The organism is Streptomyces roseoverticillatus, assembly GCF_000719265.1.
GTDB lineage: Bacteria > Actinomycetota > Actinomycetes > Streptomycetales > Streptomycetaceae > Streptomyces > Streptomyces roseoverticillatus.
Genome location: NZ_JOFL01000008.1, coordinates 250,151 through 267,432 on the forward strand (window position 1 = coordinate 250,151; position 17,282 = coordinate 267,432).

18 protein-coding genes are annotated in these 17,282 nt (G+C 67.8%); 9 read left to right on the forward strand and 9 right to left on the reverse strand.

Annotation, left to right across the window (positions count from 1 at the left end; translation table 11 throughout):
• Position 1 precedes the first annotated feature (1 nt).
• The 3 genes from IF61_RS0112090 to IF61_RS0112100 form a co-directional block, all read right to left on the reverse strand.
• Positions 2–268, reverse strand: coding sequence for a hypothetical protein (locus IF61_RS0112090; RefSeq protein WP_030366327.1), 267 nt, complete (start codon positions 266–268; stop codon positions 2–4).
• Between the two features lie 14 nt (positions 269–282).
• A complete protein-coding gene (locus IF61_RS0112095) occupies positions 283–1,068 on the reverse strand; it encodes a TetR/AcrR family transcriptional regulator (RefSeq protein ID WP_052392651.1) in 786 nt (261 codons plus the stop codon).
• Positions 1,069–1,153: 85 nt separating this feature from the next.
• Positions 1,154–2,086 (reverse strand): AurF N-oxygenase family protein, encoded by a 933-nt coding sequence (locus IF61_RS0112100; RefSeq protein WP_030366329.1) that lies wholly within the window; start codon positions 2,084–2,086, stop codon positions 1,154–1,156.
• A 186-nt stretch (positions 2,087–2,272) separates the two neighbouring features.
• Between IF61_RS0112100 and IF61_RS0112105 the strand changes: the two genes are divergently transcribed.
• Positions 2,273–3,505 carry a ferritin-like domain-containing protein gene (locus tag IF61_RS0112105; protein WP_052392646.1) on the forward strand — a complete coding sequence of 411 codons (1,233 nt, stop codon included), beginning with the start codon at positions 2,273–2,275 and terminating at the stop codon, positions 3,503–3,505.
• A gap of 113 nt (positions 3,506–3,618) precedes the next feature.
• On the forward strand, positions 3,619–4,449 hold the full coding sequence (locus tag IF61_RS0112110; RefSeq protein ID WP_030366331.1) for a polysaccharide deacetylase family protein: 831 nt from the start codon (positions 3,619–3,621) through the stop codon (positions 4,447–4,449).
• A gap of 59 nt (positions 4,450–4,508) precedes the next feature.
• On the opposite strand, the gene IF61_RS0112115 is transcribed toward IF61_RS0112110, so the two are convergent.
• Together IF61_RS0112115 and IF61_RS0112120 are read right to left on the reverse strand one after the other, a co-directional pair.
• Positions 4,509–6,065 carry an amino acid permease gene (locus tag IF61_RS0112115; protein ID WP_052392647.1) on the reverse strand — a complete coding sequence of 519 codons (1,557 nt, stop codon included), beginning with the start codon at positions 6,063–6,065 and terminating at the stop codon, positions 4,509–4,511.
• A gap of 140 nt (positions 6,066–6,205) precedes the next feature.
• Complete coding sequence (locus IF61_RS0112120) at positions 6,206–7,171, reverse strand: hypothetical protein (protein ID WP_078660156.1); 966 nt, start codon at positions 7,169–7,171, stop codon at positions 6,206–6,208.
• A gap of 1,089 nt (positions 7,172–8,260) precedes the next feature.
• Here IF61_RS0112120 and IF61_RS0112125 point away from each other — a divergent pair.
• On the forward strand, positions 8,261–8,872 hold the full coding sequence (locus tag IF61_RS0112125) for a hypothetical protein (RefSeq protein WP_157848597.1): 612 nt from the start codon (positions 8,261–8,263) through the stop codon (positions 8,870–8,872).
• A gap of 422 nt (positions 8,873–9,294) precedes the next feature.
• Here IF61_RS0112125 and IF61_RS35835 read toward each other — a convergent pair whose 3' ends face one another.
• Positions 9,295–9,879, reverse strand: coding sequence for a hypothetical protein (locus IF61_RS35835; protein WP_157848598.1), 585 nt, complete (start codon positions 9,877–9,879; stop codon positions 9,295–9,297).
• 526 nt (positions 9,880–10,405) lie between these two features.
• On the opposite strand from IF61_RS35835, the gene IF61_RS0112130 reads away from it, so the two are divergent.
• Entirely contained in the window at positions 10,406–10,849 is a 444-nt protein-coding gene (locus IF61_RS0112130; RefSeq protein WP_030366335.1) for a winged helix-turn-helix domain-containing protein, read from the forward strand.
• Positions 10,850–10,865: 16 nt separating this feature from the next.
• Complete coding sequence (locus IF61_RS0112135) at positions 10,866–11,423, forward strand: HD domain-containing protein (RefSeq protein ID WP_030366336.1); 558 nt, start codon at positions 10,866–10,868, stop codon at positions 11,421–11,423.
• Here IF61_RS0112135 and IF61_RS0112140 read toward each other — a convergent pair.
• Together IF61_RS0112140 and IF61_RS0112145 are read right to left on the reverse strand one after the other, a co-directional pair.
• A complete protein-coding gene (locus tag IF61_RS0112140) occupies positions 11,420–11,893 on the reverse strand; it encodes an NUDIX hydrolase (protein ID WP_030366337.1) in 474 nt (157 codons plus the stop codon). The two genes, IF61_RS0112135 and IF61_RS0112140, sit on opposite strands and share 4 nt — an antisense overlap.
• Positions 11,894–11,907: 14 nt before the next feature.
• Positions 11,908–12,660, reverse strand: a complete 753-nt coding sequence (locus IF61_RS0112145; RefSeq protein WP_030366338.1) for a helix-turn-helix domain-containing protein — start codon at positions 12,658–12,660, stop codon at positions 11,908–11,910.
• Positions 12,661–13,236: 576 nt separating this feature from the next.
• Between IF61_RS0112145 and istA the strand changes: the two genes are divergently transcribed.
• Positions 13,237–14,472: an IS21 family transposase gene (istA, locus tag IF61_RS0112150; RefSeq protein WP_030366339.1), complete on the forward strand. Its 1,236-nt coding sequence runs from the start codon at positions 13,237–13,239 to the stop codon at positions 14,470–14,472.
• On the forward strand, positions 14,469–15,278 hold the full coding sequence (gene istB, locus IF61_RS0112155; RefSeq protein WP_030366340.1) for an IS21-like element helper ATPase IstB: 810 nt from the start codon (positions 14,469–14,471) through the stop codon (positions 15,276–15,278). Before istA ends, istB begins: the two co-directional genes overlap by 4 nt.
• 41 nt (positions 15,279–15,319) lie before the next feature.
• Here the strand turns inward: istB and IF61_RS0112160 are convergent, their stop codons facing one another.
• Positions 15,320–15,514 carry a hypothetical protein gene (locus tag IF61_RS0112160; RefSeq protein ID WP_030366341.1) on the reverse strand — a complete coding sequence of 65 codons (195 nt, stop codon included), beginning with the start codon at positions 15,512–15,514 and terminating at the stop codon, positions 15,320–15,322.
• 445 nt (positions 15,515–15,959) lie between these two features.
• Between IF61_RS0112160 and IF61_RS36265 the strand changes: the two genes are divergently transcribed.
• Both IF61_RS36265 and IF61_RS0112175 read left to right on the forward strand, forming a co-directional pair.
• Entirely contained in the window at positions 15,960–16,130 is a 171-nt protein-coding gene (locus IF61_RS36265; protein ID WP_169748818.1) for a hypothetical protein, read from the forward strand.
• 378 nt (positions 16,131–16,508) lie between these two features.
• Positions 16,509–17,282 (forward strand): DUF4097 family beta strand repeat-containing protein, encoded by a 774-nt coding sequence (locus IF61_RS0112175; protein ID WP_030366343.1) that lies wholly within the window; start codon positions 16,509–16,511, stop codon positions 17,280–17,282.

The window sequence follows — 17,282 nt, forward strand, 5'->3', positions numbered from 1 at the left end:
GTCAGCGTTTCGTCCAGGGCCACTTCAGGCTCCGGTCCGGCCGGCGCCCCTCCGGGTCGTACACGTACTTCCAGCCCTTGTGCAGCCCCAGGCGGCGCGTCGTGCCCGCCTGGACCCGGTGGTAGACCAGGACCGTCGGCGCCCCGCCGTGCTCGTCCGGCACCGGCACCTCGTAGACCTTCGGCGGATGCCCGGTGTGTCCCAGCAGTACCGGCAGTACGCGCCCGTCCAGGGGGCCGCCCTCGAAGGGCGTATTTTCGCTTCTCACGCCCCCAGTCTCCGTCAGACGCGCGCCCCGCCCGCGGACGTAGCCGAGGGGAGCAGGTGCGCCGCGTCCGAGACCACCGGGAGGACCTGGCTGGCCAGGCGCCCCACGGGCCCGTCCGCACCCTCCAGGGCAAGTGCGGCGCGGGCGGCCCCGGCCGTCTGCGGGTCGCTCGCCGACGTGGCCGTCAGGAGCGCCACGAAGTGGTCGACCAGCCAGTCACGCAGCTCGTGCACCGGGGGCTGCTTGTCCTCGTCCAGCCAGATCAGGGACGCCGCCTCCACGGCCGTGATCCACGTCCGGACCATCATGCGCAGCCGGGGCCCGGGCTCCGGCACCTGCAAGTGCTTGAGGATCTGTGCGGCGGCCGCCCGCCGCACCCCGTCCACGATCGCGCCCGTGCGGGAGGTCTCGGCGACGCTGCCGCCCTGCAGCAGCGCGCTGAACCCGGCGTCGTGCTCGTCCACGAACGCCAGGTAGCGGTCGAGGGCGGCGGCCAGGCGGCCCGTGAGGGGCCCGGTCTGCGGCTCGGCGAAGCACAGCTCCAGGTCGTCGGCGGCGCTGCGCAGCGCCGTCTCGTACAGCTGGGGCTTGCCGCCGGGGAAGTAGCGGTACACGAGCGGCCTCGACACCTTGGCGGCCGCCGCCACGTCGTCCAGGGAGACGTCCTCGGGCGCGTGGTGCGCGAAGAGGACGAGGGCGGCGGAGATCAGCTGGGTGCGGCGTTCCTCGACGCTGAGCCTGCGGTACGCGGGGCGGGCGGACGGAGTCGGTGCTGCCGGGGCGGTTCCGCTGCCGTTCATGCAGGCAGCGTAACGGGAGGGTGCGGGGCGGCGGTGGTACGGACCCGGCGCGGGGCGGCGGTTGCGGCCCGGCGGCACGGGCCGTTCAGGCCAGCAGGCCCGAGCTGCGCCACAGGCGGCGGCCGGCGCCCCGCAGGACGCCGATGTCGCCCAGGAAGCCGGTGAGCCTCTCGGCGCCGGTCCGCATCACCTCGCGCCGGTGCCCGCTCGCCCGGACCTGGGCGACGGCCTCGCGGCGGTCCAGGCCCACGTTCGTGTAGACGGCCGGGTTGACGAAGGCGACGGAGAAGACCCGGGCCGCCTCGCCGCAGCTGAGTCTCGTCAGGGACGCCTCCCAGCGCGGGCAGCCCACCATCTGGCGGCGCAGCTCCTCGCGCGCGTACCGGACGTGGCGGGCCTCCTCCACCACGTGGATGCGGGTGACGCCGCGGACCAGCGGCTGCACCCGCTCGTCGGGGAAGGTGAGGCGCTGCATGTAGTCGAGGATCTCCTCGCCGAGCAGCGTGCAGGCGAACGAACCCGGCGTGGTGGACACGGTCTTGAGGACGCGCGCGAGGTTGTGGTGCAGCGGGGACACGGGGTACGCGGGGGCGCCGCCGCGCTCGATCAGCCGGGCGAACATCTTCGAGTGCCGGCACTCGTCGGCGATCTCGGTGAGCGCGTAGCGGACGTGCGCGCTGGTGGCGGGCTTGTCGTAGACGTGCCGGACCAGCAGCTGCATCAGGATGAGCTCGAACCAGATGCCGAGCGAGGCGAGCGAGGCGGCCTCGTGCCGGGAGAGCTCGATGCGCTGCTCCTCGGACATCGTGCGCCACAGCGGGGTGTCGTAGAGGGAGAGCAGCTCGGGCGGCCAGAACCACTTGCCGTCCTCCAGGGGCGCGTCCCAGTCGAGTTCCGTGTCCGGATCGAAGGAGTGCCTGGCGGAGGACTCCAGCAGCCTGAGGGCGACCTGTTCGCGGTCCTTGAGCGGCCCGAGCGCGTCCCGAAGCGGGCTGACTACAGGGTTACTTGGGGTCACACCCTTATGAGACTGCCTGTCAGCAAGCGCGTCAATCCTTTCGGGTGAGTTGATGAAGGATCGTTGACCCGGCGGTAACCGGCGTGTGAGCCTGCCATGGGGACCGGCGGGGCCGGTGGCCCGGGGGAACCTGTGGTCCGGGGGAACTTGTGGTCCGGTGATACGGGCAGAGGACGGGAGACGCCGATGGCGACGCGCAACCTCTACGCACATGACCCCGGCGACCCCGGCTGGACGGTGCCGGCCACGGGCGCCGCCCGCTTCAGCTGGGAGGCCATGTACCCCGGCCAGGAGAACGGCACGGGCAGGGACCGGCTGCTGGCCCTCTACCAGAAGGGCAAGGACAAGCAGTGGGATGCGGACAAGCGCATCGACTGGACCCTGCCCGTCGACCCGTACGACCCGCTCGGCCTGCCCGACGAGACCAGCCCGCTCCACGGCACCCCGTACTGGGACCGCATGAGCGACAAGGACAAGGGCGAGCTGCGGCGCAACTACACGGCCTGGCAGTTCAGCCAGTTCCTCCACGGCGAGCAGGGCGCGATGGTCTGCGCCGCCCGCATCGTGGAGTCCGTGCCGGACCTGGACGCCAAGTTCTACTCCGCCACCCAGACGATGGACGAAGCCCGCCACGCCGAGCTCTACGGCCGCTTCCTCCACGAGAAGATCGGCCTGCTCTACCCCATAGACGACAACCTGCAGGCGCTGCTGGGCGACACCTTGCGCGACTCCCGCTGGGACATGCCGTACCTCGGCATGCAGGTGCTCATCGAGGGCCTGGCCCTCGCCGCCTTCGGCATGCTGCGCGACATCACGGACAAGCCGCTGCCGAAGCAGATCCTCGCTTACGTCATGCAGGACGAGGCCCGGCACGTCGCCTTCGGCCGCATGGCGCTGCGCGACTACTACCGGCAGCTGTCGCGCGCCGAGCTGCGCGAGCGCGAGGAGTTCGTCATCGAGGGCTGCTATCTGATGCGCGACCGGCTGCGGGGCGAGGTCGTCCTCACCGACTTCGGTCTCCCCCTGGACGAGGCCGTCAGGCTGAGCGAGGAGTCCGAATACCTGCGGGTCTTCCGGAAGTTGCTGTTCTCGCGCATCGTGCCGTGCGTCAAGGACATCGGGCTGTGGGGCGAGCGGCTGCAGCGGGCGTACGTCGGCATGGGCGTGCTGGAGCTGGGCGACGCGAGCCTGGACCTGCTGATGGCGCAGGACGAGGAGATCGCCGAGAAGCTCGACGCGCGGCGCTTCGCGGAGGAGGAGGCCGCGCGGAAGGGGGAGGTCGCGGAGGCGATCGCTGCTGGTGCGGGAGAGGTCGCCACTGGTGCGGGAGAGGGCCCCGCTGATGGGGGAGGGATCCCCGCCGGTGCGGGAGAGATCGCCGCTGGTGCGGGAGGGGCTGCCGAAACGCGGGAAGTGTGAGTCACCGCAAGGGACTTGCAGGCCTTGAGGGCTGATGTCCTTCTTCGAACCCTCTTGGGAACCTTCCTTTCGGTATGGACGTCTTCGGGTGCACACCGAGGGAGGGGACGCTCATGGCACGACCGGCCGCTCGGAGGAACCGGCACCTCGTCGTCGCGACGGCGTCGGCGATGGCGCTCTTCGCCACGATATCCGGCTGCGTGGCCATGGCCACGGAGGACCCGGGGTCGGGCGCGGGCCCGAGCAACAGCAGCGGAGGCAGCGGAAGTTCAGGCAGCGGGGACAAGGGGAGGTCTCCCGGCGCGGCATCCTCCGGCGCGGCGACGCCGCCGGCACGGGTGTCGGCCGAGATCACGCACGAGAGCGAGGACCCAGGAAAAACGGTCAACCTGACCATCGACGACGGGCCCGAGCCCGGCTGGACGGTCAAGGTCCTCGACCTGCTCAAGAAGTACGACGCGAAGGCGACGTTCTGCATCATCGGGTCGCGGGCCCAGGAGTACCCCGACCTCGTGAAGAAGGTCGCCGCGGCCGGCCACCGGCTGTGCGACCACTCCGTCGACCACAACACCGCCATGGACAAGCGCGCCGAGTCCTACCAGGAACAGCAGGTCCTCGACGCCCGGAAGTCGATCGAGAAGGCGGCGGGGGACGGCGCCAGGGTGCTCTACTACCGGGCCCCGGGCGGCGCCTTCACCCCGTACAGCCGTGAGGTCGCCGCGTCGCACGGCATGCGCCCCCTCGGCTGGAACATCGACACCCACGACTGGCAGAACCCCGGCGTCGACCGCATCGTCGACACGGTGAAGAAGGGCATGAAGGAGGGCCCGACGGTGCTCTTCCACGACGGCGGCGGCAACCGCGGCCAGACGGTGGCGGCGCTGGAGAGGCTGCTGCCGTGGTTCAAGGAGCAGGGATACAAGTTCAGCTACCCGAAGATCTGAAGGGGCCTTTCGGCCTTTCGGCCGCCGGCGAGGACCTGCCGGCGAAGCGCGGCCAGGACCTACCAGCGAAAGAGATCGGAAGCCGGGGACGGACGGTCGGGCTCCGGAAGGGGGGTGGCGTTGCGCGGGTGGTCAGGGACGAGGAACCACCTGCGGGCCGAGGCGAGCCACCAGATACCGGCGAACCCCAGGACGGCGGCGACCGCGACGGGGGCGTAGTTGAACGTGTCGGCGGTGACGGGGCTCGCCTGCGGCAGCATGAACAGCACGGTGATCACGGCGACCCAGCCGATGGCCACGACGCCGACCGGCTTCGACCAGCGGCCCAGGTGCCAGGGACCGCGTTCGAAGGCGTCGCCCTTGCGCAGCCGCAGCAGGGTCGGCGCGGCGTAGGCGAGGTACAGGCCGATGGTGGCGATCGAGGTCACCGCCGCGTAGGCCGTGGAGTTGACGAGGTAGGGCAGGCCCAGGGCGAAGGCGCCCGCGGCGGCCAGCCAGACGGCGTTGGTGGGGGTGCGCGTCTGCGGGTTGATCCGGTGCCAGACGCGGGAGAAGGGCAGGGCGCCGTCCCGCGAGAACGCGTAGATCATCCGCGAGTTGGCGGTCACGGACGCCATGCCGCAGAACAGCTGCGCGACGATCACGACGAGCAGGAGCAGCTTCCCGCCGGCCGGGCCGAGCGCGTCCAGGAAGATCTGCGCGGGCGGGACGCCGGTCACGGTGCCGGTCGTGCCGTCCCAGTCCTGGATCGCGTACGTCAGGCCGGCCAGCAGCACGAATCCGGCGATCCACGACGCCCAGATCGACCGGACGATGCCGCGCGGCCCCGCGACCGCCGCGTCGTTCGTCTCCTCCGTCATGTGCGCGGAGGCGTCGAAGCCGGTGAAGGTGTACTGCGCGACGAGGAGCGAGATCAGCCCGACGTAGAGGCCGGAGCCCCAGCCGGTGTCGTTGACGAAGTGCGTGAAGACGAACGACGTCGACTGGTGCCGGCCCGGGACGAGGGCCAGCGCGCCGACGATCACCAGGACGCCCAGCAGGTGCCACCACACGCTCACGGAGTTCAGGAACGCCACCAGCCGCACGCCGAAGGTGTTCAGGGCGGCGTGCAGCAGGAGCACCGCGCCGAACAGCGCGATCGTGTGGCCGGGCGTCGCCGCGAAGCCGAACTGCAGATCGAGGTAGGCGTTGAGGAACGAGGCCGCGCCGAAGTCGATGCCGGCGGTCGCCGCGACCTGCCCGAGCACGTTGAACCAGCCGGTGAACCACGCCCACGCCGCCCGCGACCGCTGCGGCGCCATCCGGTGCGCCCAGAAGTACAGGCCGGCCGAGGTCGGGTACGAGGAGCACACCTCCGCCATCGCCAGCCCCACGAACAGGGACATCGCCCCGACGCCGATCCAGCCCCAGGTGAGCATCGCCGGCCCGCCCGTCTTCATGCCGAACCCGTACAACGTCATGCAGCCGGAGAGCACGGAGATGATCGTGAACGAGACGGCGAAGTTGGCGAAGCCGGACATGTGGCGGGCGAGGACCTGCGTGTAGCCGAGCTGGCGCAGGCGCTCCTCGTCGGAGACGCCGGGGCCGCCGGGGCCGCCGGGGAGGTCGAGTGGCACGCGATTCTCTTTCTCGTGGAAAACGGTCAGGGAATGTGCGTGTTGCGGAAACCGGGACGTAGCAGAGGCGTGGACGTAGCAGAGGCATGGACATAGCAGAGGCGTGGACATAGCAGAGACGTGGCAGGGCAGCCGAGGGGTCAGAACCGGGGAGCGCGATGCCGGTGGGCCCGCCCGTCCCGGACGGCCCGGAGCGCCCACTTCCGGTGCCGCAGGAAGAGCTCCCGCGGCTCCCCGCAGTACGACCAGGGCACCTCGGAGGCGTACGGACCGATGGCCTCGAACACCTCGTGGGCCTCCGCGTGCCGGCCCGCGAGGGCCAGCGCGTGGGCGAGGTAGTTGGCGTCGTCCGTGAACTGGGCGTGGCGCCGCGGCCCGCGGTGCCGCCACCAGCCGTCGAGCACCGGATCGATGTGGGGGCAGTCGATCCAGGGATGGACGCTCAGCCCGTAGCTTGCCGCGTCGGTCTCCATCCGGTGCCGGTGCGACTCGGCGAGCGCGACCAGCGGCAGCACGGCGAGCGGCAGCCCCCTGGGCGCCGTGTCGGCCCGCTCCTGCGCCCAGTGGAACATCTCCGCCCCCGAGCCGTGGTTCCGGGCGAAGAGATAGGTGAGCATCTCGTGGTGGGCCTCGCGGTTGTACGGATCCCGCCGCACCACTTCGCCCCACACCTGCTCCAGCACGTTCCGGCCCGGCGCGTGGACCCGGAGCAGCGCGAGCATCACCACCCACGGCGAGGGGTCGGCCGGCACGGCCTCGGCGGCCGCCAGACAGGTCGCCCAGGCCCGCTCCATCTCGGCCCGCCCCGCCCCGGCCCCGCTGATCACCGACCGCACCGCCTGCACGTGCGCGAGCAACGCCAGCGCGTCCCCCGACCCCGGCTCGGCCCGCGCCCACGTATCCGCGAACCGCAGCCCCGCCCCGGCCCGCGCCAGCACCTGCAGCCGGAAGATCCGCCGGTCCCAGTCCGCCCCGGTGGCCCCGATCAGATCCCGCGGCCCCTCCCACCGCCCCATGGCGGCGTCCTCCAGCACGGCCCGCAACGGCAGATCGTCCCGGGCCTGATGCAGCACCAGCCCCTGCCCGGCCCCCCGCCGAAATCTCATCCGCCCCGCTTCCCTGAGTAACCGTCAAGTAGGCGTATTGCAGGAAAACTTGACAGGCCCGGACCACTCCGGGATCACTCCTGTCCCTAGGGGAACGCACCTTACCCCGGGCGGCGCCGAAAGATGCGGACAACAACAAAAGACCCGGACTCAGCAGCGCTGAGTCCGGGTCTTCATCACGGCACTCGCCGACCGGGCGATCAGATCGCGCCGCTCCAGCAGAAGTGCCCCCGGCAGGATTCGAACCTGCGCACACGGCTCCGGAGGGCGTTACCCCTTCGGCTCTGAACGGGCCTCTGACCTGCGGGTTCTTCATATACAGAACTCATGGGTTCGAGGTTCACGCGTCACTCACGCGTGGGGATGGGGAAGGCATCACGATCTCGTGGTGTGCGCTGCCCTAGTCCCTGGCGTTAGACGTAACCTTGCGACGGACCTTGCGCTGCGTGTGTGGGGCGACGGGACGGCCAAGTAGGCGGTCGAGGACCGCGAGAGCTGCCGACTGCCGACCTTGGTCCTTGGACCAGACCGCAGGACAAATGACCAAGAAGAAGATCAGCAGTGCTGCGGCACAGCTCGGTGCGCCAGCGATGAGGCCAGCCATATAGTCCTGGCGCAGGGCGCTGACCACTGGAGCCGCGGCCATCGCTCCTCCGAGAGTGATCGGTATAGCCAGTCGGCGCCCTGGCTGCTGCCTGTCGAGGGCAGATTCGCTTTCCCTCTGGAGGGGATTGCCCGTAGTCTCAGACAAGAGAACTCCTTCCTACTGGTGGGTAGTTTTCGCGCAGACGGCTTCCTGTTGCAGCAGGGAGCCGTCGCCTTTTGGCGCCGACTCTGCCGTCTGCGAAAACTCTGACACGCTCCACCGACGCGGGGGGTGCGCAGAAAACTTCACGGGACTATCAATGCCCCGCGTTCTGGGGCGTGTTGTCGCAGGTAGTGCAGCGTTTCGGTGTGGCGCACCGGATGTCTTGTTGTGATCCAGGTCACATGGCGGTTGGGTCGGAATGTGAGCGAGGCCACACTTTCTGGGCCTCGGGGGGAGATGTTGTGCCTCGGCGTATGCAAGTGCTGAGTGGTCATGGTCCGTTGATCGAATTCGCCCGTGCGCTGCGCGACTTGCAGGTCCGCACAGGGGGTTCAGTGGGGCAGGCGGTCTCGCGTGGCGCCTCCCGCACAGCCGTTTACGAGGCCCTCGCAGGCAAGCGCCTGCCGACCAATGAGACGTTGGAGTGCATCATCGCCGGCTGGGGGGTGTTTCGGGAGGTGTCGAAGTGGCGTGCGCTTCGACGGCGGACGGAGGAGGAGTTGTCGGAAGAGGCGAGGTTGAGGGGCGAGGTAAAGATCAAAGAGACTGCCGAAGAGCAGAGGTTCCTGCGGGAGTTGACTAAGCTCTGGGAAGAGAGCGGATGCCCATCCCGTAATGAATGGGGCAAGGCTGCTGGCCTGAGCCCCCGCACCGTCAGTGCCTACCTCGAGGGCCGTACGCTGCCTGCGCCTGACAAATTTACCGACCTTATTGACGGGCTGGCAGAGCTTTGTCCGCATGATGAAGATTGGATCTTGGCGCAGGGAGATACGCTTCGCGGAGAATACCTGCACCAGGCAAGAGTTGCTCGGAGGGCCGCTCGCCAGGAAGCGCGCATCCTGGCCATGGTTCTGCCCGGGGGGCAGCCGGGTTCTTCGGGGCGTAGCTCCTGAGAGGTATGCAAGGTGTCATAGGGAGTCTGCCTCTTGCGTGTTGGGAGAGGCGCTTAACGTGTTCGCTGACCTCGCTTATCAAAAACGTTCAGGTGTTCCAAACTGTGTTGCTCCGCGATTAGCCTGAATGGTGTGCGTTTTGTGACCCGGTGCGGGGCGCGACGATCGCGGAGGGGGCAACCAGAGCTAATCATTAAGTCCACCTGTGAGGCCCTTGGGATCCCCAGGGCTGAGTCAAGATTCCGCAGTGAAATCCACCGTGCTCCCGACCGCCAACTGCTTACTGCCTCTATGAAGGGGTGGAGCATCGTAGTCGGCGCGTTCGCCGCGGCAGAGCACTCTGGAGTGCAAGGAATCCGCCACGAGGGAGATCCCTGGGGGAGTAGTCGTGGCCGCCCGAGTTCACAGCCAGGCGGCTATCTTCAGTCGTCATCGTCATCATCACACCTCTTGAGGGTCTGGAAGAATTCTGGCGCATCCTCGCGTGCGCCGCCTTTAGGTTTAGTGATTTTACGTTCATGGTTGATCGTCCATCGCCTCCCTAGTGCATCACGGAACTCGACCTCAACGGGCTGGTCTCTGACCCTGAGCTGGACGGTAAAGCCTCCCGCTCCCGATCTGACGAGTTGAATAGTGCGGTTCTTCTGCTTCCAGGTGTCGCCATCCCGTGAAACTTCAATTCGAGCCGTCTTCTTGGACGGCAGCTCGGAGAGATATGTGAGCAGCTCCCGAGAGTTGGGGTCTGTTACGTAGATTTCGTAAGCGCCGACATCGCTGGTGTTGGATACGTTCAGAATATGCTTGGGGCTGCCCCCTTCGACTAGCGTTACTTCGCCGATCCAAGCACCCACTTTGCTTGCGTGCTCGCGCTTTTGATCTTCCCTGCTCCGCCAAAATGTGGCGGCGGCGAAAATCAGTGACCCGCTCGTGAGGAAGGTGCCAATCCACAGGGGAACGGATCCCCATTCACCTCCGAGCCACCCGGCAATGTTCAAAGATGTGCTCATGGCTCCATTGTCACAGCCCTGGGCTAGAGGCAATGTCAGTCGCTATCTGTTGGGGCGAATGGAGTATATTTTTTCCTGCGAATGGGTGCACAGGGTTAGTTCCTCCTACTCGCTGGGTGAGGTCGGCCCCTGTCGTCTAATTTCAAGGATTGTGGCTCGCCGAGGACTCTCAGACACCCGGTGAAGTTCTCTGTAGGGATTGTCGGTATGGCCTTCTATAGTCAGCGGGACCCGAGCTACCGGGCGCCTTCGCGCCCAGCTTTCCCCCCGGCTCTCTCTGCCTGCAGGGATGACCTTCACCCATTTTCCTAACAGTCAAGGGGTGGCTCATGGCTCTGCTCCCCGCGCACGCGGGGATGCCTCAGGTGCTACTGACGTCAGTAGGAGCTCCTGCCCCTCGTGTGGGACGCTGACCTCACTCGCGCGTACGCCGGCGTTGCCTGCTCTCCGCGCACGCGGGGATGGCCCCGTGCGAAGCTGGGGACAGTCAGCTGCTGTCACGCCAGGTGGGAAACGGGGAGGACACGTGCCGCAGGCCAGTCCGCGAGGTACTTACTTGCAGGTCGCGGGTGCTCTGCGTGAGCAGATCAAGGCAGGGGAGATCGTGGAGAGGCTGCCGTCCAAGGCCGACCTGCGACGCATCCATGGCGTGGGTGCCAGCACGATCGACCGTGCGCTCGCGGTACTGAAGGACGAAGGGCTTATCGAGTCAGTGCGGGGAGCTGGCAACTACGTGGCGGGCACCGGTGACAGACGTCCGCTCGTGGAGAAGGTGACGGACCTTCTGCGGGTAAGCGGCGTTAAGCCAGGAGACGCATTCTTCACCGAAGATGAGCTGTGTGAGCGGTTCCGTGCTTCCCGAACCGCGGTGCGCTCCGCTATCGCAAAGATGGAAGGGCAAGGGCTGCTTGCCGGCGCCGCGCCGGGAAAGCGGCGGGAGGTGCGGGCCCTGCCGGACGACGGTCACTGATAGAGGGTGGATCAGTATGCGAATGACGAAGTGGGCCTACGAGTTGTCGCGAGCTCTGCTGTCTGAGCCGCTTCCTCGTCGATGGGCACACTCGCTCGGAGTGGCGGAGCGGGCCCGGAGCTTGCAGCCGATCCTTGGTTACGATGCGGAGCTCTTGGAGGCCGCGGCCATCCTGCACGACATCGGGTACAGCCCAGCGTTGGTCAAGACGGGGTTTCACCCGCTCGACGGAGCGCGCTTTCTCCGTCACGACCAGAAAGCGGACGAGCGCATTGTGAGGCTCGTGGCTCATCACACCTTCGCCCTGCTGGAGGCGGAAGAGCGAGGCCTTCTGGAAGAGCTCGCCAGTGAATTTGTCATGGAGGAGCCGCACCTTGTAGATGCCCTGGTCTACTGTGACATGACGACGACTCCGGATGGCACACGGACCGAACCGAAGGATCGGGTGGACGAAATCGTCCAGCGGTACAGTCCTGATTCCATCGTCGGGCGCTTCATCCAGCGGGCAGCGCCTGAAGTCCAGGCGACGGTCGCGCGAGTGGATCAACGTCTGGCCGTGGCCGGCCCCCGCTAGCCGACATAGGGTGACGTGCGCCCCTCCTCCAACCCGTGATCGATGCGCAGCCGCATTGAGGGGTGGATGTCGAGACTGGGTAGGTCGGCAGGTAGCACCCAGCGGACGTCCTTCGACTCCTGGCTGCCGCGGAGCGCGCCACCTGTTGGATGGGCACGAAAGCAGATCGTGAACTGCTGGCGAACCTCGCCATCGTCGTACGCCATGACATGACGTGGGTTGGTGTAGACACCCGTGATGCGTTCAATCTCGATGACGATACCTGTCTCTTCCCGCACTTCCCGGATGGCCGTATCGGTAATGCTCTCCCCGATATCGTGGCCTCCTCCGGGGAGTGCCCACAGGTTGTTGTCCGTCTTGTGGATGACAAGTACTCGTCCTGCATCGTCAACAACGACGACACTGGCTGAGGGAACAACCGAGTTGGCTTTCGGGGCGTGCGGGTCTTCGAAGTAGTCGATGCGGCCCATGGTGGCGTTCTACCTCAGCATTCTTTGGGGGACGAGATGCGGCGGGCGGACTCCCAGACTCGTTCGATGCTCTCGGCGTACGTGTCGAATAGCTCCCCGCCTGGAACTCGCTGGATGTGGAGCACTGGGGCGAGCCAAGCGCTGATGCCGTAGACGTGAGTATTGGCAAGCATCTCGTCGTCGGCTCGGTAGAGCGAGTTGTATAACGTGGTGCCGTGAAGGCGGAACTCCACGCCAGGCAGGCTGAAGAGTTGGGCACAGTTCACGAGAGCGTTGCGGGTCTTGCTCGCTTGTGCGTTTCCCACCCCCTCCTCCTCGCCACGAACGGCGACAGCAGCGGAGTCCGGATCGCCGAACATGAATCGCATGTGCAGGCCGGCCGCGGACTTCTCCTTCACGATTCGATGGAACTCCAGGTCCTCGGTCAGCCAGAAGGCGGAGTAAGTGAGGACGTCGAACTGCCGTGTTGCCCGTGCGTACAGCTTGGGCCAGAGAGGGCCCGGCACGACGTTGCGGTGAGGGTAGACCCTGACCAGCTCGGCCTGGCCGGCCTCGATCACCTCGGAGGCGGTGTCCTCCTCCGGCCAGAGGTGGGACACCTCTCGGCGCAGGAGGGCGGCCGCAGCGTACTTGTGCCGGCGGTACGGAGGCCGTCCGTCGCTGATCCAGCGCTCCACCGTCTTGACGTTCACACCGAGGTGATCCGCGACCTTCTCCAGGGTCAGACCGGACTCCACGATCGCCCCACGAAGCCGCTCATTGGCCATGCCGCACTCCTGACGTTGGGACGCGCTGGGACGTCTTGACGGTAGATGAGACGTCTCCAACACGTCCAGCAGCGCGGTTACTTGTCTCGCTTGGGACGTGGAGCCTGTAGAGGCGCCGAACCGAGAGCGTTCGCGAGCGGGATCCCCTGAAGGGCTTGACGCCGCGAACTGCGCTCGGCACGATACGAGGTAGGTAATACATATCTCGCATCGCGAGGTGTGATCGGTAAGACCTGCACCAACGCCCGGCGGTCCCGTGAGGACGGGAGCCCCTTTGAGCAGGGGATACCGCGCTGTCGGGGAGTGGCTGGTCCTTGAGAACTGAACAGTGTGACGAGTCGACGGGGTGAGAGTCCCCGTCCCCGCGGCGACCGGGGCATGTCGTCGGCGGCCACTTCCCTGCGCGCCGGCTCTGGAGAACATCCCTGGGGATCATCCCTCCATTCCTGGAGGTCAGCCCTTCAGATGCCACCCGGTGCGTGCCTGTGGGCGTCGTCTCAAAAGTGGACCAGGATCGACGTTTGAAAGTTGACCCCCTCCGGCGGTCTGGCTCGTTGAGCCAGGCCGGGAGGGTGGGTGATCAGCGTGGAGGACTGGGCCGAGATCCGGCGGTTGCACCGGGCCGAGAAGATGCCGGTCAGGGCGATCGCGAGGAAGCTGGGGATCGCCAGGAACACGGTGCGGCGGGCGGTGGCCAGTGACGCGCCGCCGAAGTACCAGCGGGCGGCGAAGGGCTCGATCGTGGACGCGGTCGAGCCGCAGATCCGCGAGCTGCTCGAGCAGTGGCCGGACATGCCGGCGACCGTGATCGCCGAGCGGATCGGCTGGAGCCGGAGCCTGACCGTGCTCAAGGACCGCGTCCGCGAGCTCCGGCCGGCTTTCCAGCCGGTCGACCCGGCCTCGCGGACGGTCTATGAACCGGGTGAACTCGCCCAGTGCGACCTGTGGTTCCCGCCCGCGGAGATCCCGCTCGGGTTCGGCCAGACCGGTTCCCCGCCGGTCCTGGTGATGGTCTGCGGCTACTCGCGCTGGATCAGCGCGCGCATGCTGCCGTCGCGCAACGCGGCCGACCTGATCGCCGGGCACTGGCGCCTGCTGACCGACCTCGGAGCCGTTCCGAAAGCACTGGTCTGGGACAACGAAGGCGCCGTCGGCTCCTGGCGGTCGGGCGGCCCCCAGCTGACCGAGGACTTCGCCGCGTTCGCCGGCCTGCTGGGAATCAAGATTATTTTGTGCAAACCCCGTGACCCCGAGGCCAAAGGACTGGTTGAAAGGGCGAACGGGTACTTGGAGACCTCGTTCCTCCCCGGCCGGGTCTTCACCTCGCCGGCGGACTTCAACGTCCAGCTCGCCGACTGGCTCACCAAGGCCAACCGGCGCCTCCACCGCACGTTGCAGGCGAGGCCCGCGGACCGGCTCGACGCCGACAAGTCACGGATGCTCGGCATCCCGCCGATCTCCCCGCCCGGCTGGTGGAAGTCCAGCCTCAGGCTGCCGCGCGACCACTACGTCCGCCTCGACACCTGCGACTACTCCGTCCACCCCCTGGCCGTCGGCCGCCGGGTGGAGGTGACCGCCGACCTCGACCAGGTCCTCGTCACCTGCGACGGCACCGAAGTCGCCCGTCACACCCGCTGCTGGGCCAAGCACCAGACCCTCACCGACCCCACTCACGCGGCCGCAGCCGTCGCTGCCCGCACCACCACCAAGCCCGAGCCCGCCGAGAAGCTCGAGGTCGAGATGCGCTCGCTCGACACCTACGACCGCATCTTCGGCGTCATCGACGGCGGCCTCGGACAAGGAGTCGCATGACCACCACGAACTCGAAGAAGACCGTCGGCACCGGCAGGGACGTCACCTCCGAGATCTTCTTCCTCACCCGCGCATTGAAGGCCCCCTCCCTGCGGGAGGCGGCAAGCCGCCTCGCCGAGCGGGCCCGCGCGGAGGAGTGGAGCCACGAGGAGTACCTCGCCGCCTGCCTCCAGCGTGAGGTCGCCGCCCGGGACGCCCACGGCGCCGAGGGCCGCATCCGCGCGGCCCGCTTCCCGGCCAGGAAGTCTTTGGAGGACTTCGACTTCGATCACCAGCGGTCCCTGAAGCGAGAAACGATTGCTCACCTGGGAACCCTCGACTTCATCGCGGGGAAGGAGAACGTGATCTTCCTCGGGCCGCCCGGCACCGGAAAGACCCACCTCGCCACCGGGCTCGCGATCCGGGCATGCCAGGCCGGCCACCGCGTCGCCTTCGCCACCGCCGCCCAGTGGGTCGCCCGCCTCCTCGACGCCCACAACGCGGGCAAGCTCTCCGAGGAGCTCACCCGCCTCGGCCGCTATCCCCTGATCGTGGTCGACGAAGTCGGATACATCCCCTTCGAACCGGAAGCGGCCAACCTCTTCTTCCAGTTCATCTCCGGCCGCTACGAACGCGCGTCCGTGATCGTGACCAGCAACAAGCCCTTCGGCCGCTGGGGCGAGGTCTTCGGCGACGACACCGTCGCCGCCGCGATGATCGACCGCCTCGTCCACCACGCGGAAGTCATCAGCCTCCGCGGCGACAGCTTCCGCATGCGCGGACGCGACCTCGGCCGCGTCCCACCCGCTGAGACCAGCAACGACTGACCTCAGCGGGCCGAGCATCCCGCGACCGCGGGGCAGCGAGGCTAGGACTCGAACCTGTCCTGCGCGTCATCCGCAGCGTCCTGGGCCTGCTGCTGGCCTCTCTGGGCCTGCTGCTGGCCCCTTTCCTGAGCCTGCTGACGACGCTCGGACGCTTCGTCCTGGGCTCCTTCCCTGGCCTTCTGAGCCTGTTCCTTCAGCTGCTCGGCCTTGTCCTGGAACTGGTCCTTGATGCCCATGGCTGATCCCTCCGCGACAAGTGGTCGAGATCCCAGAATGGCGAAGACCAAGCCAGCCCGCACCTGGAACCGGCCAGGACCCGACGACCCATCGAACAGGAGGGACGCCAGCACAACAGCACCGCTCGGCAGTAATCAAACAGACGTGGGGGTCACCTTTCGCCCGTCGAAAGCGGGTCACTGTTCACGCGTCGCCGACACGTGCCGCCCTGCTGGCGTCAGAGCAGTGACGATGACGCGTCCGATTCCTGGCTCGGGGCTGGTTCGCCGTGGCAACGGAGAACCAGCGAAGTCAGCGCTTGTTGCCGCAGCTCATTGGCTGCGGCCGGTTGCCTCCTCCGCCCGTCCGCGCGGTTTCGCGGCGTACGGGCGGGGTTGAGGGGAGCCGGTGCCCGTTCTGCGGGCCCGTTCCGTCGCACCTTCCACGCCTACGTGAGGAGTTCGCATGTTCGGCAAGAAGTCGCAGCACGAGACCTCCGAGGACCTGACCACCCCCGAGGCTGTTGCCCGGGGCCAGAAGGTCTACGACCGGATCGTCACCGGCAAGTGCAAGGACGTCCGCGCGGAGCTGGACGCCGCCCATGGCCGAGACTGCAAGAGCAAGCGCGCGAGCTGAACGAGATGACGTTCGCCGCCGGCGACAAGGTGCGGATCATCTCGTGTGAGGACGACCCCCGCGCGGTCGGCCGGGCGGGCCGGATCGTGGACGAGGTCCCGCCGGGCCCGCTCACGGGCGGTCGGTGGACGGTAGCCGCAATCGGTCTCCTGATCGGCCCGGTTCTCTGCCACGGCCACGAGCTCCAGAGGCGATGACGCCGAGCTTCGAGGCCGGTCGAGTCGTCCAGAGCATGAGCACGGTACCGCCGCCCCCATCCGGGACCGCCGTGCACGCCACCGTCTGAACAGCCCAGCCACCGGGGCGGCCGCCTCTCGCCAAGGACCGCGGCCGCCCCGGCTCCCTGAACGATCCCTTCGCGCATCGAGGAGTTCCGCAATGACTGAGCGCATGTTCGTCTCCGAGACCACCGGCCCGGTCGTCCTGGGCCTGGACCTGCCGATGGGGGCCATCGACGTCCAGGTCTTCGAGAGCGTGACCACCGCCGGGGTGGTCCTGATAACCGACGACGATTCCGGCCCGGCGGCGGAGGCCGTCGCCCGGGCCCGTAGCAGCCAGAACGGGCAGGCCATGACCGTGGAGGTCCCCGAGATCGGCAACAACGTGATCATGCAGAGCTTCCAGGGCAACCGGCTCGTGCAGCAGATGGGCGTGGTGAACGGAACAGTCACCGGGGCCGTGATCATCGGCGGCCGAGTGATGAGCGGCGGTGGGGGAGGGATGGTCACCGTCAGCCCGATCCGGGCGCGCGTGACGCTCCCCGCCGGCTCCTCGCTCGGCATCGTCTCGCAGTCCTCGGATGCTCGGATCTACGGGGACATCGAGCAGGTGGAGTTCCGTTCCGTCTCCGGTGATCTGCATGTCCAGGCCGTCCGCCACCTGAATGCCTCCACCACCTCCGGCGACGTGATGGCGGACCGCGCCGCCGGCCGCGTGACCGCACGTTCGGTCTCGGGTGACATCGGGGTGGAGCGGTACCACGGGGAGGCCGCGGACCTGAGCACGACGTCCGGCGACGTCTCTGTCACAGCGGTGGGGCAGGCGTCCGGCGTCCTGCGCGCCCACAGCGTCTCCGGGGACGTCACCGTGACCGGCGCCGGAGCACTGCAAGTGAGCGCCCGCAGTGTCTCGGGACGCGTTCGGACGCGCTGA